The sequence below is a fragment of the Chitinophaga sp. genome (assembly GCF_035761305.1).
Taxonomy (GTDB): domain Bacteria; phylum Bacteroidota; class Bacteroidia; order Chitinophagales; family Chitinophagaceae; genus Chitinophaga.
In genome coordinates this window covers 17,693-34,186 of the sequence record NZ_DASTRI010000244.1, presented here as the reverse complement: position 1 = coordinate 34,186, position 16,494 = coordinate 17,693, and the positions used below count along the sequence as shown (strand labels likewise).

Sequence of the window (16,494 nt, the reverse complement as noted above, 5' to 3'; positions counted from 1 at the left end):
TTTTTTGCTTATTATTATCATATGCGAATTTTATGGAGTTATCTGCAACAGCAAAAATGGTGGGTGGCGCTGGCGCTGCTGCTGGCCGGTATAGCGCAGCTGCTAAGCCTTACAGACCCGATCATCTTCGGAAAAATTATTGACAACTACGCTACCAACACCCATGGCATGAGCGAGCATGAGCTGGTACAGGGCGTATTGTACTGGTTAGGCATTGCCATTGCTATTGCCGTTGTATCGCGTATTGCCAAAGCCTTCCAGGAATATTTTACCCGCAAGGCCGTGCAGCTGTTTGGCATGCAGATCTTTAACGACGGGCTAAAGCAAACCCTGCGCCTCTCTTTCCAGGAGTTTGAGGAACAGCGCAGCGGCGAAACGTTGTCCATTCTGCAAAAGGTGAAAACAGATACGGAACGTTTTATCAACTCGTTTATCAATATCCTCTTCTCTTCCATTGTAGGCATGGGCTTCCTGATCTGGTACTCCATTACCCGCAACTGGATGCTGGTGCCCATTTTTGTGATCGGCATACTGGTGCTGGGCTCTCTTACAGGGCTGGTGAGCAAAAAGATCAAAACAGTGCAGCGCTCCATTAATAAGGAAACCAATAAAATGTCGGGCGTTATTACAGAATCGCTGCGCAATATAGAGCTGGTAAAAAGCCTGGGCCTTACCTTCCCGGAAATACGCCGTTTAAAGCTGCAAACACAGAAGATCTACGACCTGGAAATGCTGAAAACCACCCGGGTGCGCACCCTCTCCTTTTTACAGGGCACTACGCTGAACGTGTTAAAGCAGTCCATCCTGTTTATACTGCTGTGGCTTATTTTCAGGAAAGTATTAAGCACCGGGGAGCTGATTGCCATGCAGTTCATCTCCACCTCCATTTTTGGCCCGCTGCAGGATATTGGCAATATTATACTTAACTACCGTGAGGTGGAAGCGTCTATTAACAACTTTGACCAGCTGATGCATAAGCCTGTTGAGCGCCGCCCCGAAACGCCGGTAGCAACAGGGCCTTTGAAAAGCATACGGTTTGACCAGGTTGTTTTCCACCATAAAACTGCGAACATCAATGCTATTGACAACGTATCATTCCAGGTAAACCTGGGTGAAACCATTGCCTTTGTAGGCCCTTCCGGTTCGGGGAAGTCTACGCTGGTAAAGCTGCTGGTGGGCTTGTACCGGCCGGTGTCCGGCGCTATATTGTTCAACGGAATATCTTCCGGCGACATCCGCTACAATGAGCTGCGGCGGCAAATAGGTTTTGTAACCCAGGACACACAGCTGTTTGCAGGCACCATTAAAGAAAACCTGTTGTTTGTAAAGGCCGATGCTACAGACGCCGAAATAGTGGATGCCCTGCGCAAGGCCGCCTGCGCGCCCTTGCTGGCGCGGTCGGAGAAAGGTATTGACACCGTGCTTGGCGAAAACGGCATGAAGCTTTCCGGCGGCGAAAAACAACGCATTTCCATTGCACGCGCGCTGCTCAGGAACCCGCGCCTGCTGATATTCGACGAAGCTACTTCTGCGCTGGACTCCCTTACAGAAGACGATATTACCAGCACCATCCGCGATGTGTCGCAAAGCCGCGAGCAGATCACGATCCTGATCGCGCACCGCCTGTCTACTATCATGCACGCACATACGATTTATGTGCTGGAAAAAGGAAGTATCTCCGAAACCGGCTCCCATGAAGCGCTGCTGGAAAAAAAAGGATTGTATTATGCCATGTGGCGGCAGCAGGTGGGTGAAAGAAGAAGCAGCCAGCTGGCGTAAATGCACAAGCCGGACCTTTGCTTACTGCATGGGGTAAGTTTTGTTCCAGGCAATGCCTTTGTCTACAAAACGCAGCAGGGCGCGCAGGTTCGCCTGGGCTGCAGCGGCAGCGGTATCGCCGGCGGGCTTCTTCTGCAGGTCAATAAAGTATTGCTGCTGGTTACAATTGTCGGTAAAATAGGCGGCATACCCGTCGTGCTCCGTATCGTTCATCGGCGCTTTGCCGGTTTTATCCACCAGTATGTGCAGGGAATCCATTTTAGCCTGGTTCAGGATAGCATAGGCTTTATAGGTAAACCGGGCATGGCGGAAATAGCTGCGGGTAAGCACGTAGCAGCAACCCACCTTTTTAATTACAAAAATATGATAGGCCCACAGATCCAGGTGGTTAGGTCCCAGCAGGAAAGCCATTTCAATACCTGGCCTGCCGGTATAATACTTTATAAAATCGCGCTGGGATATATGGTAGTTGTGCTGGTAGTAATCGTTCCAGTAAGCTGTAAGCTTTGTAGAATCAACACTTTCCACGTCGCGGAACCATAGCGTACGGTTCGTAGCGGAATCCAGCTTGTAAAAATCCCAATCGGTAAATTCATCCGCATCATATTGCGGGATGCGGTCATAATTGGGATCGCAGACAATGGCCCTGGTCTGTAAGGTATCACAGGTACAGGGCTTGGGTTTCAGGTCAGGATAGCTATGCCTGAATGCGCCTATAGCCAACAAACCCAAAATTGCTAGAGGCGCCAACTGGAAAAGTCGGTTCATAAACAATAATTCATCTATCGGAAAAATTCACACCGCCGGATTGATAGCTAAAATACGTCATATGACCTGAAAATCAAAATATAGGGCGGCGGGAAAGGAAATATTAACTAATTTTCCCTTATTCAACCCACCCGGCCCTATGAGCGACTTTTCACTGATACAGCAAGCCATTTACAAGCTGCAGCCGCTGGACGCCGCGGAATGGGACGACTTTTCCGGGAAGCTGCTTGTTAAACAGTATGCCAAAGGCGATTTCCTGGTACGCGAAGGGCAGGTGGAAAACTTCGTTTATTTCCTGAATAAAGGCGCTACCCGCCATTATTTTATAAAAGACGGCAAGGAGTTCACGGTAGACTTCCAGTTCCAGGGCGATTTTGTAACTGCCTATTACTCACTTATTACCCGTGAGCCAAGCACGGTTTTTATTGAGCTGCTGGAAAACGCGGAGGTAATAGCCATTTCCCTGGAGTTCCTGAACGAATTTTACAGCAAATACCACCACGGCGAAAAAATAGGCAGGCTTATAGCAGAATACCAGTACATTAAAAGGCTGCGCAAGGAAATGGACCTGCTATCCCACACAGCGGAAGAACGTTATGCCGCATTGATGCGGCGCAACCCGGACCTGATACAACAAATATCCGTTAAACACCTGTCGTCGTACCTGGGCATTCACCCTGAGAGCCTGAGCCGCATCCGCAAGCAGCACAGCCGAAACTAACATACATCATTTTCCAGCGCCGGCCGGTTGCTGAATTTTGTACTGTACAAAGCAAACAACCATGAAACCTTTAATCGTATTGCCCGGCGTATTTACCATTGCATTGTTGATTGCGCGCTTTACCACAGGCAGCTGGCACCTGTTTTTCAGCGGCAACCTGGCCATGTGCCTTATGCTATTCCTTACTGCCGCAGGACATTTTATGTTCACCAAAGGCATGATGCTGATGATCCCCTCCTTTCTGCCATACAAAGCAGCGCTGGTGTACCTGACCGGCGTGCTGGAAATACTGCTGGGCGCAGCGCTGCTGGTACCTGCGTTAAGGGTGCCTGCCGGTTATATACTTATCCTGTTTTTCGCGTTGCTGCTGCCCTGTAACATTTATGCCGCCATGCAGCACCTTAACATGGAAAAGGCCGCCTATGACGGGCCGGGCCCCCGTTACCTGTGGTTCAGGGTGCCATTGCAGCTCTTGTTCACAGGCTGGGTATATTATTTCTCTGTTTATTTAGCCTCAAACTGAAGGCTATGTTAACCACAGCTACTTAACCCCTTCCCTGTTCAGCTGCTCAACTTTTTTGCGGGTATCTGCTGTTTCTTTTACAGCCAGCGATTGCAGGTAGTATTTTTTAGCTGCCTGCTTATCGCCTTTTGCCATGTACAGGTCACCCATGGAATCATAGGTGTTAAAGCTCCGGGGATAGTTATTGATATTCTGCATGAAAAAGTAATGGGCGCGGTCATATTGTTTGGATGACATTAGCTGGTAGCCCAGCATGTTGTACAGGTCCTCCGGCGGCAATACCTTATAGCCCATGTTGCGGCTGACGTTTTCATAATGTGCTGTTAGCAGGCTGTCGTTTTTATAACCCGGCTGAAAAAACGTATCAAACGGCAATTCATATTTATAAAAGCTGAAAATGCTTTGCAGCCCGTCATATGCCGCCACCAACGGTATGGTATGATGGTTATAATCCGGATAATATTTCCAGCTGTAATGCAACCCGTTATGGGGGTGCGCATCCAGGGCATGGCCCAGCTCCAGGATGGAGCGCGGATGCATGTTCATGAAATCCGTTGCTTTTTGTACGGTTACCGTGTCCATGCCGTTCTGCATGGTATTGGCCATGGCCAGGTACAGGGCGCGGCCGGTGAAATCTTTCCCGGCCAGTGCGGCCTGCGCCTGCTTCAACAGGTGCTGGTTGTCCCACATCATGCTGGGGTCAATAGCAATACAGGCATTAAATAAATTGGTATGGTTGATGAGCGCGTGCACGGCCATTAACCCGCCCAGGGAATGCCCTATGAACAGGCGGTAAGGCGCAGCAGGGTAAAGGGAATCTATATGCGGGATCAGCTCATGCTGCAGGAAAGCAATAAAATTTTCGCCGCCGCCTGAATGCGCTGCAGACATGCTATCCATCATAGGCACTGCCGCTACATGCGTGGGCGTAAGATCGCGGGTACGGTTTGTATTCAGTATGCCTACCACTATCATCGGCGGCAGCAGGGCGTTCATGCCGTCTTTACTTAGCTGGTTTGTTATGTCAACCACCGCATTAAAATGATCATCGCCATCCAGCACATAAATTACCGGGTAGCGCTGGGGGGCAAATATGCTCCCGGGACCATTGCTTTCCGGCACATGTACCCATATTTCCCGGTCTTCCCCTAAAATGCGGGAATGAATATGCGTTTTGGTTCCTGTTATAATACTGGATTGTGCATAGGCTACTGCGCTGATAATAACAAGCATCCAGAGAATGATGACAGCTAAAAAAAGACTACCGTATTTACGCCAGTTCAGGTGCATGAGTAATGGTTTTGAACAAGATTAAACAAAAGGCGCAACCCTTTTGATAAAATGTGACGAACCATTGCAAACGCGGGCCGGAACAGGGTATTCGCAGTACAGGTAAGCTTCGCTATTGTAAACCTGTATGGCATCAAATAAAAAACGGGCCGCCTTGCAATAAGACGGCCCGCTTTAATTTTATAAAAGCAAATTTATTCTCCTGACGGCACCTGCAGCGGTACGGCTATATTTGCCGGTTGGCCGAAGTCCGGCGTACCATCGGCCTTCCAGGTGAACGGCTGCATGCGCGGGCTTCTGTTATTGCCGCAGCCCTGGCCAGGCAATGGGTTCGCATGGTAAATAATCCAGCTCTCCTTTTGATCAACGGACTTAAAGAACCCGTTATGACCGGGACCAAAGGCGCCGGAGCTTTCGCTTTTGGAAAAAACAGGCGTGGCGGATTTTTGCCAGTCTGCCGCATTCAGCGGGTCGCCGCCTTCTTTCAAGGTCAATAGCCCCAGTGCATAATCATCTGTCCAGCAGCCGCTGGCAGAGTAAGTGAGAAACAGGCGTCCGGTGGGGCTTATCAGCGCTTCAGGTCCTTCATTCACCTGGGGCAGCCCGCCGCTGTTACCTCTTTTCTCCCAGTCGTAGGTAGGGGTAGAGATCATTACGCGATCTCCGCCAATGGTCCAGGGATTGCTCAGGGGCGCAATGTATATCTGCTGTTTTTCATTGGTATCGCCTTCCCACCCGGACCATATCATATACAGCTTGCTGTTGTATTCAAACACAGAACCGTCAATGGCCCATTTATCGGTAGCATCGGCAATCTTTCCTTTAAAGGTCCAGCTGCCCTGTGTAGGATCGGCATTGCCGTTCTCAATTACGTACATGCGGTGGTTGTCATTGCTGCCATTGTCTGCAGCAAAATAAACGTACCATTTGCCCTGTACAAAGTGTATTTCCGGCGCCCATATTTCGCGGGAATAAGGGCCATCGGCCGGCGGCGTCCAAAGGGTGACCAGCGGCGCATCTTTCAATGCCGACATTTTATTGGTTACCCTTACGCCTACACGGTTTCCGAGGGTACTGGTATAATAATACTTACCATCTTTAAAAAACACCCAGGGATCCGGTCCACCGGGCAGCAAAGGGTTAGTAAAGGTAGCACCTGTTGTGTCGGGTTTGTCAACAGTGCCGCCGGCATCGCTACTTCGGGAGCAGGCTATTGTAAAAGCCAGTAAAACTAAATATAACATACGGTTACTCATGGTTCAGTCTTTAATAAAGTACGGTTATTACCAGCCCGGGTTCTGTTGCAGGTTCGGGTTTACATCTATATCCTGCTGCGGAACAGGCAACAGCTCATGCTTGCCTGTTTTAAAGTTTGCAAAGCCGGCATCGCGCTGGGCCAGCTGCAGTCCCAGGTCGCCCCAGCGGGCAAGGTCTTCCCAGCGGTGGCCTTCGCCTGACAGCTCGGTGATCCGTTCATGCTTCAGCTGCGCCAGGAATGCATCGCCGCTCAGGCCGGGTTTTACAACAGACAGCTTTTGCAGGCCGGCGCGTTCCCTTACCATATCCACATACTTATAGGCTTCTGTTGCCCTGCTTAAGTTGTTCAGCGCTTCTGCATATAAAAGTAATACATCTGCAAAACGAATGTAGCGGTAATTATTCCCCGAGTGGAAAGATTCAACGTTATCCGTAAAGTCATTCAGCATTTTCCGGAAATATACATCCTGTGTATTGGGCACTGCAGCGGGATCAGTGGAGTAACCCAGCGAGGAGAATGTTTTACCATACACCAGTGTAAAATCAGGTCCTCTTTCATCGGTTGAGTCATACAGGAAAGATGCAGCCAGCCGGGGATCGCGCTGGTTGGCGGCTGTTTTTTCCATTAAAAACTCATGTACTACCCAGCGCCTTGCCTGCCCGTCTGTAAAGCCAATGGGGCGGGGCGCAAAAAATGGCGGCAGTGAAGAGCCGTAGTTCAGGTTATCTGTATTGTTCGGGTCTGTATCGTCATCATGGTTATCTGTAGGGTTTACCGCAAACTGGAACTCAAATACAGATTCTGCATTGTTCTCGGATGTAATTACAAAGTTATCCCTGTAATCGGGCATCAATGAATATACGCCGTTGCCTTCTCCTTCAAAGAACCATTTAAAAGCATCGGCAGCCTGCTGGTATTTATGCTCCTGCATATAAGCTTTGCCAAGCAAGGCGTAAGCGGCGCCACGGGTAGCCCTGCCCCTGTTATTGTCATCGTAGCGGATGGGCAGCACCGGCGCTGCTTCTGAAAGGTCTTTCTCCACCTGCGCCCATACTTCGGCTTGCGGCGATGTGGCAGGGTGATCGTCCGGTACCGGTGTTTTCAGCTGCAGCGGCACATTACCCCAATACTGGGCCAGGTAGTAATAGAACAGCCCGCGCATGAATTTTGCTTCGCCCAGGTATTGCTGTTTGGTGGTTTCATCCATGTCAATGGCCGGCACATTATCCAGTACCTGGTTGGCGCGGTTAATGCCTATGTAACAGTCCTGCCACAGCGAGCGCGTTTCAAACAGGTTATAATCCGTAATAATAAACTTGTCGAAGTTATTCACCAATGTGGCATTCGGGCTGGTGCTGTACCCTTCATCGGAACGTACCACATCAATGAAAAACTGGTTCCTGCAAAGCCCTACGCGGTGGTAGGTGCTGTACAATGTATTCACGCCATCCAGCGCATCTTTGGCTGTTTTCCAGTAGTTGTTGATAGTAGGTGTATTGGGATTGGGTATATCAAGCTTGCTTTTGCAACCTGCTGCCAGTAATGCAACAGCGGTAGCGGAAACCAAAAATATCTTTTTCATAACTTTTGTTTGCTGGTGAATTAAAATTCGCATTGTACCCCGAATGATATAATGCGGCTGGCCGGCCAGTTGCCGTTGTCAAAGCCACGGAGCTGTACGCCGGAACCGCGTACTTCCGGGTCAAGCCCTTTATAACCGGTAAAGGTTACCAGGTTTTGCCCGCTCACGTACACACGCGCGCTGGCAACATTAACCTTTTTCAGCAGGTCCTGCGGCAGGTTATAGCCCAGCTCTATATTGCGTATGCGGCCATAGGAAGCATTCTCCAGCCAGCGGGAGCTGTTCGCGTAGTTATTGGAGCTAATGCCCGGATCATTGACTTCCGTACCCAGCCGGGGATCTTTTGCGCCGGTGTTGGTAGCCGTCCAGGGGTCAATGTCTGCGCGGAAGTTGGTATTCTGGTAGCCGTCCAGCACGCGGCGTATATCGTTATACACTTTATAACCAAACACGCCGGTGAGCTGCAGGTTCAGACTAAAGTTCCTGTAGCTGGCATTCCATTGTATGCCACCCTGGAACGTAGGCCAGGGAGAGCCCATAAACACGCGGTCGTCGTTATTGATTTGCCCGTCGCCGTTATTATCCAGGTATTTTATGTCACCGGGCTTGGCCTGCGGCTGTATCACCGTACCATTTTTGCTCTTGTAATTATCAATCTCTTCCTGGCTTTGGAAAATACCTTCTGCCTTCAGCACATACCAGGCGCTCATGGCATTACCGATCTGCGACCTTACAAAAGTGATGTTAGGCACATCCACGTAATTTACGCCGGCGCCCTGGTTGCCTACTGCTACTACGCGGTTTTGTATGGTAGTACCGTTAACGGCTACATCCCATTTAAAAGCGCCTTCGTTATGCCGGTAAGCTACGGTAAACTCTATGCCACGGTTGCGGATAGAGGCGGCGTTTGCTATAATCTTTGAATCGGCTGTACCCAGGTAATAGCCCAAAGGCACATTCACCAATACATCTTTTGAGAGGTTGTTATATACATCCAGCGATACCGCTATTTTGTCGTTGAATAAAGATGCATCCACACCGATGTTGGTTTCCTTCCGTTTTTCCCAGTGCAGGTCAGGATTGGAAATGGTGGCCTGGTAGCCGCCGGCAACAGGCACCTGGCTTACCCCGTACACTGCCCGCGGGCTGCGGTTAATAAAGCCCAGTGTAGGCCAGGAACCGCCCAGGGCCTGCAGCACATTGCTGATGCCCAGCTCTCCGTAAGAAGCACGTAGTTTCAGGTCCGAGATCCAATCTACATGAAAGAAATCTTCTTTGCTGATACGCCATGAAACAGCGCCTGCATAAAAGTTACCGGTTCTGTAATCCGGCCCGAAACGCGAATCCTGGTCTATCCTGCCGGATAAGGTAAGCAGGTATTTATCGTTATATGAATAATTCAGGCGTCCCAGGAAACCCTGTATACGGTAAAACTCAGATGCGCCGCTACCTGCAGAGGAGATGCCCAGTCCGGAGGAAATAGTAGTAAACGTTTGCCCGCCAACATGCTGCAAACCGGTGCGGCTGCCGTTGGTATACTCTCTTCTTACCTGCTGGTAGGAATAACCTACCACGCCGTTAATGTTATGCGCACCTAATGTTTTGTTGAAATTGAGCGTATGCTCCAGCAGGAAATTGGTAAAGGTTGAGCGTTGTTCGTTAACAAACGTAGCTGCCGGCTGGTTGGCATAGCGCCAGATGCCCGTATCACGCACTTCTTTTGCAAAATCAAAGCTGGCCTCTACCCCTGCATTAAAACGGTAGCTGAGCCAGTCGGCCAGCTTAAAATCAACATAAGCGTTGCCCACTATTTTAGAGTAGTTAAAGTTACCCTGGTCCAGCGCAGCTACAGCCAGGTAGTTGTTGGCATAGGTGGGCATTTCGGTAGTACCAATGCCCCAGCCGCCGGGGTTGTTGGGAATGGCTTTATAGGCATCGCTTTGCACACCAATAATCGGCAGCATCTGCGGCGCTTCATAAAAAGCATTAATGCCGCCCATGGGATTGCGCCCGCTGGTATAGCTCAGCACCATGTTCTCGCCTACTGTTAACCTTCCTTTTTTAGCTTCTGTATTAATACGCAGGCTGGTTCTTTCAAAATCATTGGCTACCAGCGTACCCTTGTTCTTGAAATAGCTGCCGGAGATCAGGTAGCTGCCGCTGCTGCTGCCGCCGGAAACGCCAATGTTATAATCCTGCGTATTACCGGTGCGGTAAATAGCATCCTGCCAGTCCGTATTAATGGTATTATTCACCAGCTGCGCGGCAATGCCGGGAGGCAATCCCTGTCCGGAGTTGGCGTACTGTGTTTTAACGGTTTGCAGGTACTGGCCGGCATCCATTACATCCCACTGTTTTGGCAGCTGCTGCACGCCGTATTTGGCGGAGAAGCTCACTTTTGCCGGGCCTGAACGGCCTTTGCGGGTAGTAATGATAATAACGCCATTAGCGGCCCTGGAGCCATAAATAGCCGCTGCAGACGCGTCTTTCAACACCTGTATGGATTCAATGTCATTGGTGTTGATGGTAGAGTTGGCATCTGCGATCATACCATCTATTACATACAGCGGATCGCTGTTGGTAAAGCTGGCCACACCCCTTATTTCCACCACCGGGTTTTGCCCCGGCGCGCCGGCATTGCGCACGGTTACACCCGGCACCAGGCCCTGTAACGACTCTGCCGCGGAATTGGCCGTAATGCTGGAAGAGTTTTTAGTGTTCACTGCCGCAATAGCGCCGGTAAGGTCTTTTTTCCGTACACTTTGATAGCCGATTACCACTATCTCGTTCATGCCAATATTAGCTTGCTGCAGGGTAATATTATAATGCACTGCACCTGTTACCGGCGTTTCATTTGTAGTATAGCCAACATAAGATACTACCAGTATATCGCCCTGTGCAGCCTGTATGGTAAACTTACCATCGTTATCGGTGCTGGCCGATACCTGCTTGCCTTTAAGCACTACCGTGGCCCCGGGCAGCGCCTCTCCCTCACCGGAGCGTACGGTGCCGGTTACCGCAGTTTGCGCCCATAATGCGGTGTGCGCGCATAACAGCCCTGCTGTAAGAAAAATAGCCGCCAGCCGTAGCCGCGCGTTGAAAAAAACTGTTTTGAGTAAAGAGAAAAAAGGATCATGAGGGCCACTACAAGATAGCAGCCGGTTCCCCCGTGTGTAGAAAAATTTCATAACGTTCGTTTAAAAGTAAAGTAACAGCAAAGGAAGGAAACAGTGTATTCACCATATCTCAAAATGTTTTCAAATTTTCTCACTGTTGCTGCATAAAGCTTTTGTATCTTTAACCAGCGTACAAACTATACCAGATGCGCTTTTATGGCCACGTTGTTTTATTATTATTCATGACCGTTGTTGCCGGTCATCATGTAGCTGGACAATCGTATTATTTCAAAACATACCAGGTTGAAAATGGTTTATCCAACAATGCGGTATTAAGCAGCCTGCTTGATAAAAAGGGATTTTTATGGCTGGGCACTGCAGATGGGCTGAACCGTTTTGACGGCTACTCCTTCAAAGTATTTTTGCCGGATGCACGGGTGCCAGGCAGCCTGGGCAACAACTACATTCACTCTCTTTACGAATACGGCGGTATGATATGGGCGGGCACCGAAAAAGGCATGTTCCGCATGAACCCTGCTACGGAACAGTTTGATCATTTTGCGCCCAGCGGCAAGGCCGCAGTGCGGGACATTAAAGCAGACGATAAAGGAAACCTGTGGTTCATAGCTGATTTTACGCTGGTAAAATACCATACCGCCACCGGCCGGGTACAAAGGTTTGATCCTGCAAAATATTTTGATGCCGTTACTGTTTGCATAGCAACAGACGGCACTGTATGGGTGCCTACCCGTAATGGTAAAATTGAAAAGTATGATGCCGCGCACGACAGCTTTACTGCTTATGACCTGTTCAGTCATTCACCGCAACCAATCTCAAAGATCATTAACAAGATCTATGATACCGGCCAGGGCTTTCTGCTGGTAGGCACCGCCAAACAGGGCTTTAAAAAGTTTGATCCGCTTACCGACACATACGCCGACCTGGTGCGCACTAATCATGACGGCACGCCTATTTTTGTACGCGACATCCTGGGCAAGGATAAGCACACCTACTGGATTGCCACAGAATCGGGCTTATATGTATATGATGCCTTAACAAACAAAAGCCACCATCTGCAAAAGCAGTATAACAACCCGTGGTCTTTATCCGATAACGCTGTATATACGCTGTGCCGCGATCATGAAGGCGGCATGTGGGCAGGCACTTATTTTGGCGGGCTTAATTATTGCCCTGAACGGTACACCTTCTTTGAAAAGTTCTTCCCCATTGCGCATGAAAACTCACTAACGGGGAACGCTATACGTGAAATTCATCCCGACCCATATGACCGCCTGTGGATAGGCACGGAAGACGGCGGACTGAATATGCTGGACATCCGCACCAACCACTTCAGCAGCTTTGAACCAGGCGATAAACCCACTGATATTGCCAACACCAACCTGCACGGGTTGCTGCTTACCGGCGATACTTTATGGATAGGCACTTTTGAAAGCGGGTTAGACCTGTTCAATATCAGAACCTGTAAAGTGATGAAGCACTATACGGCTAACAGTGGTCCCAATAGTTTCACCAGCAATTTTATTTACAGCATTTACCGTGCGCCTGGCGGCAATATATTGCTCACTACCAGCAATGGCCTGTACCAGGCACTGCCCGACCGCAGCGGCTTTACGCTGCTAAAGGACCTGCCGGAGGTTGTGTTTTATACCGCGGTGCTGCAGGACAGCAAAGGCCTGTTGTGGGCAGGCACCTCACGGGACGGGCTGTATTGCATGGACACGCAGGGAGCAAGCAGGCTTTTTTTAAAGAACAAGCGCATTAACCAGGTTGTGGAAGACAGCCATACCAACATCTGGATCACCACGGAGGAAGGGTTGTACCAATACGTAAGGGCCACCGGTAAATGGAACTGCTACCGCGTGGAGCAGGGCTTTCCCAGCAACCTTATGTACTGCGTGCTGGAAGATGTGCAGCGGCAGCAGCTGTGGATAAGCACCTCCAAAGGGCTGGTGCGCTTTGATCCGCGCAACGGGCAGCTGCGCGTGTACACCAAAGCCAATGGGCTGCTCTCCGACCAGTTCAACTACAGCTCTGCTTATAAAGACAGCTGCGGCAACATGTATTTCGGTTGTGTAAAGGGCATGATCCGCTTTAATCCCGCCTCTTTTACAGAGAACCATCATGAGCCGCCGGTGTATTTTACCGGTTTCCAGGTATCAAACCGCGAGCTGGAAATAGGCGGCGCAGACGGCATTCTCAAAAAATCCATCATCTTTACCGATACCATCCGCCTCCCTTACAACAAATCATCCTTCAGCATCAGCTTTGCTGCGCTCAGCTACACTGCGCCTGAAATGACGCAGTATGCCTATAAAATGGAAGGACTGCGGGAGGAATGGACTTACCTGAGCACCAACCGTAAAGCATATTTCACGGAGCTGCAGCCCGGCAAATACACCTTTCGTTTAAAAGCAGCCAATGGCAGCGGACAATGGAGCGGCAAAGAAACACTGTTGTTCATTGAAGTGCTGCCGCCTTTCTGGGCCAGCCCGCTGGCGTTTGTAATATATGCGCTGCTGGCTATTTCTCTGGTATGGCTGCTGGTACGCGGCTATCACCGCCGTAACAGGGAACGCACCCGCCGCCGCATGGAGCTGCTGGAGCATGAGAAAGAAAAAGAGATATACCGATCCAAAATTGAATTTTTCACCAACGTAGCGCATGAGATCCGCAACCCTCTCACCCTTATAAAAGGTCCGCTGGAAAAAGCGCTGAAAAAAGCAGCTGCGCTGCCCGACATGCTCAAATACCTGAAAACAATGGAGCGCAATACCAACCGGCTGGTAGAGCTTAGCCAGCAGCTGCTGGATTTTCGCCAAACGGAAAAAGAAGGATACCGCCTGAACTTTGTGCGCACCAATGTTTCGTACCTGGTGAAAGCGTTGTTTGAGAACTTTATGCCCATAGCAGCAGAAAAAAAATGCAGCTATACGCTGCACCTGCCGGAAAAAGACCTGTTTGCCTACCTGGATGTAGAGGCTTTTCGCAAAATAGCCGGCAACCTGGTGGATAATGCTTTAAAATACGGCGTTGCACAAGTAAGCATATCCCTGGCCATGGAAGCGCCGGCCAACAACTGGTTTTTACTGACCGTAGAAAATGACGGGCCGCTGGTACCGGATAATGCAAAAGAGAAGATATTTGAACCGTTTGTAAGGCTTAAAAGCGCATCCGGCCAACCAGGCAGCGGCATAGGGCTGGCGCTGGCAAAATCGCTGACCATCCTGCACCACGGCACGCTGCAACTGCAGATAACAGAAAAGAATACATTTGTGCTGCGCTTACCCGTGCACCAGGATGTAGAATTTGAATTTAAAAAGGTACGCTATGAATCCAACGCTTCTTTTGGTAGATGACAATGAAGAGATACTGGTTTTCCTGCAGGATGATCTTGAGGAGCAATATACCATCTTCACTGCCACAAGTGCTGCGCAGGCTTTGGAAATACTGAACAATGAAGTGATACAGCTGATCGTATCAGACGTAATGATGCCGGATATGGACGGCTTTGCGCTGTGCAGCCATATCAAAAACAATATGGAGTACTGCCACATACCCGTAATATTGCTCACCGCTAAAAATACCATGCAGGCTAAAATAGAAGGACTGGAAATAGGCGCAGATGCTTACGTGGAAAAACCCTTTTCACCGGAATACCTGCAGGCGCAGATTGCCAGCCTGCTAAGCAACCGTAATAAGGTAAAGGCCCATTTTGCCAGCTCGCCGCTGGCGCATATCAAAAGCATGGCTTACAATAAAGCAGATGAACAGTTCCTGGGCACACTGCAGCAAATTATTGGTAAGCACCTGGATGATAAGCTGCTGGATGTAGATTTCCTGGCCAGGCAAATGAATATGAGCCGGCCCACGTTATACCGGAAGATCAGCGTATTGTCCGATATGAGCCCTTATGAGCTGATTAGCCTTACCCGGCTGAAAAAAGCGGCCGAGCTGCTGCTCACCGGCCATTATAAAGTAAACGAAGTGGCGGATATGCTGGGCTTCAGCTCCCTCTCCAACTTTGGCAGAAGCTTCAGCAAGCAGTTCGGGCTTTCACCCGTAGAGTATATGAAACGGAATGCTGCGGAAAAAGAATAGCACGCTGTTACAGGCCACATTATTACGCAGTACATTGAGCATATACATTAATATCCGCTAATAACAGTCATACAGCGCTATTATGCTGCACAGCTGCTCAGGACAGCTCAACGGCATCTTTTACCTTGGGCCGCAGGAACACCAGCAGCATAGCAACAGCAGCCAGTATCACCAGCGACATAAAAGCAAAATCACGCCCCAGGTGGCCGGCGTCGGTAGAGCGGCCCAGGAAGTTGGTGATGAAGGCCCCGGAAAACACCCCGCCCATGTTCATGATGCCATAGGCCGTAGCCCTGTACTGCGGGGGAACAAACTGGCAAAGTATTGGCATGTTGTTGGCATCGAACATACCAAAGCCAATACCAAAACAAAAAGCGGAAGCAACCAGGTAAAAAGTGGAATGTCCTATTCCGAGCAGGAACAGCGCCGGTATGGTGAGCGATAACCCTATAGCGCTGGTGTATACACGCCCTTTTACGTGGTGCTGCACCCAACGGTCCGACAGCAGGCCGCCTATAACAACACCTATAAAGGAGCTGGCGGCAATGGTAATGGTAGCTACCGGGCCGGCCTCGCTCATAGGCACATGCAGGCTGTTGGAAAAAAGCGTGGGCAGCCAGTTTTTGATGGCCCAGCCAGGTATGCTTGGAATGGAAAAATACAGCAAAATAATCCAGAAAGGCAACAGCGGCAACAGGTACCGCAGGCCGCGCAAAAAATGCGGGGACTCGCGCGTATTGCGCAACGCCGGTATTGCAAGCGGCCGCTTTTCTTTCAGGAACAGTACTAACAGTACCGCATAAACGATGCCGATAAGGCCAATGCTGTGAAAAGTAAACTGCCACGAATAAGCCGCTGCAATGGTAGCGCCAAACCCGCCCAGCGCCTGCCCCATATACAGCCCTGTCATGTGTATGCCTACTGCCAGCGAGCGGGTGGAGGAGCTGTGGTAGTCTGCTATCAGCGACAGCGCGGCAGGTATATACAATGCCTCACTTATACCCATAATAGCCCTTAGCCAGTACAGCTGGTTAAAACCGGTAGCATAGCTCATAAGCAGCGTAACTGCCGACCATACGAACAGGCTGCCTACAATCAGCCACTTCCTGCTAACCTTATCCGCAACAATACCAGATACCGGCGACATAAAACCGTAAATCCACAGGAACACCGCCATTAAGCGCCCGAAGTTGGTGGCGCTTTCCAGCTCCGGTATATCCAGCTGTATGGATGGTTTCATGGTGGAGAGCATTTGCCGGTCCAGGTAGTTTAGCATGGCCACCCCCCAAAGCAGCGCCACAACCAGCCAAGGATAATATTTTGCGTGTTTCATCTTTT

Annotated in this window: 11 protein-coding genes; 5 read left to right on the top strand and 6 right to left on the bottom strand. The window is 50.0% G+C overall.

The window, feature by feature from the left end; genetic code table 11:
- The first annotated feature begins 21 nt into the window (after positions 1-21).
- Complete coding sequence (locus tag VFS25_RS20810) at positions 22-1,779, top strand: ABC transporter ATP-binding protein (RefSeq protein ID WP_326464106.1); 1,758 nt, start codon at positions 22-24, stop codon at positions 1,777-1,779.
- A gap of 21 nt (positions 1,780-1,800) precedes the next feature.
- Here VFS25_RS20810 and VFS25_RS20805 read toward each other — a convergent pair whose 3' ends face one another.
- Positions 1,801-2,502, bottom strand: coding sequence for a hypothetical protein (locus VFS25_RS20805; protein WP_326464105.1), 702 nt, complete (start codon positions 2,500-2,502; stop codon positions 1,801-1,803).
- Between the two features lie 184 nt (positions 2,503-2,686).
- Between VFS25_RS20805 and VFS25_RS20800 the strand changes: the two genes are divergently transcribed.
- Entirely contained in the window at positions 2,687-3,268 is a 582-nt protein-coding gene (locus VFS25_RS20800; RefSeq protein ID WP_326464104.1) for a Crp/Fnr family transcriptional regulator, read from the top strand.
- A gap of 61 nt (positions 3,269-3,329) precedes the next feature.
- Positions 3,330-3,791 carry a hypothetical protein gene (locus tag VFS25_RS20795; RefSeq protein WP_326464103.1) on the top strand — a complete coding sequence of 154 codons (462 nt, stop codon included), beginning with the start codon at positions 3,330-3,332 and terminating at the stop codon, positions 3,789-3,791.
- Between the two features lie 18 nt (positions 3,792-3,809).
- Here the strand turns inward: VFS25_RS20795 and VFS25_RS20790 are convergent, their stop codons facing one another.
- The 4 genes from VFS25_RS20790 to VFS25_RS20775 all read right to left on the bottom strand — a co-directional run bounded on the left by VFS25_RS20790 (position 3,810) and on the right by VFS25_RS20775 (position 11,109).
- Positions 3,810-5,081 carry an alpha/beta hydrolase-fold protein gene (locus VFS25_RS20790; protein WP_326464102.1) on the bottom strand — a complete coding sequence of 424 codons (1,272 nt, stop codon included), beginning with the start codon at positions 5,079-5,081 and terminating at the stop codon, positions 3,810-3,812.
- Positions 5,082-5,275: 194 nt separating this feature from the next.
- Positions 5,276-6,337, bottom strand: coding sequence for a glycoside hydrolase family 43 protein (locus VFS25_RS20785; RefSeq protein ID WP_326464101.1), 1,062 nt, complete (start codon positions 6,335-6,337; stop codon positions 5,276-5,278).
- A 27-nt stretch (positions 6,338-6,364) separates the two neighbouring features.
- The gene (locus VFS25_RS20780) at positions 6,365-7,921 is read right to left on the bottom strand and encodes a RagB/SusD family nutrient uptake outer membrane protein (RefSeq protein ID WP_326464100.1); all 1,557 of its coding nucleotides are present in this window, start codon (positions 7,919-7,921) and stop codon (positions 6,365-6,367) included.
- Positions 7,922-7,941: 20 nt separating this feature from the next.
- Positions 7,942-11,109 (bottom strand): TonB-dependent receptor, encoded by a 3,168-nt coding sequence (locus tag VFS25_RS20775; RefSeq protein WP_326464099.1) that lies wholly within the window; start codon positions 11,107-11,109, stop codon positions 7,942-7,944.
- Positions 11,110-11,279: 170 nt separating this feature from the next.
- Between VFS25_RS20775 and VFS25_RS20770 the strand changes: the two genes are divergently transcribed.
- Positions 11,280-14,414, top strand: coding sequence for a ligand-binding sensor domain-containing protein (locus tag VFS25_RS20770; RefSeq protein WP_326464098.1), 3,135 nt, complete (start codon positions 11,280-11,282; stop codon positions 14,412-14,414).
- Positions 14,386-15,156 (top strand): response regulator transcription factor, encoded by a 771-nt coding sequence (locus tag VFS25_RS20765; protein WP_326464097.1) that lies wholly within the window; start codon positions 14,386-14,388, stop codon positions 15,154-15,156. Before VFS25_RS20770 ends, VFS25_RS20765 begins: the two co-directional genes overlap by 29 nt.
- Positions 15,157-15,253: 97 nt before the next feature.
- On the opposite strand, the gene VFS25_RS20760 is transcribed toward VFS25_RS20765, so the two are convergent.
- Positions 15,254-16,489, bottom strand: coding sequence for an MFS transporter (locus tag VFS25_RS20760; protein ID WP_326464096.1), 1,236 nt, complete (start codon positions 16,487-16,489; stop codon positions 15,254-15,256).
- Positions 16,490-16,494: the final 5 nt, after the last annotated feature.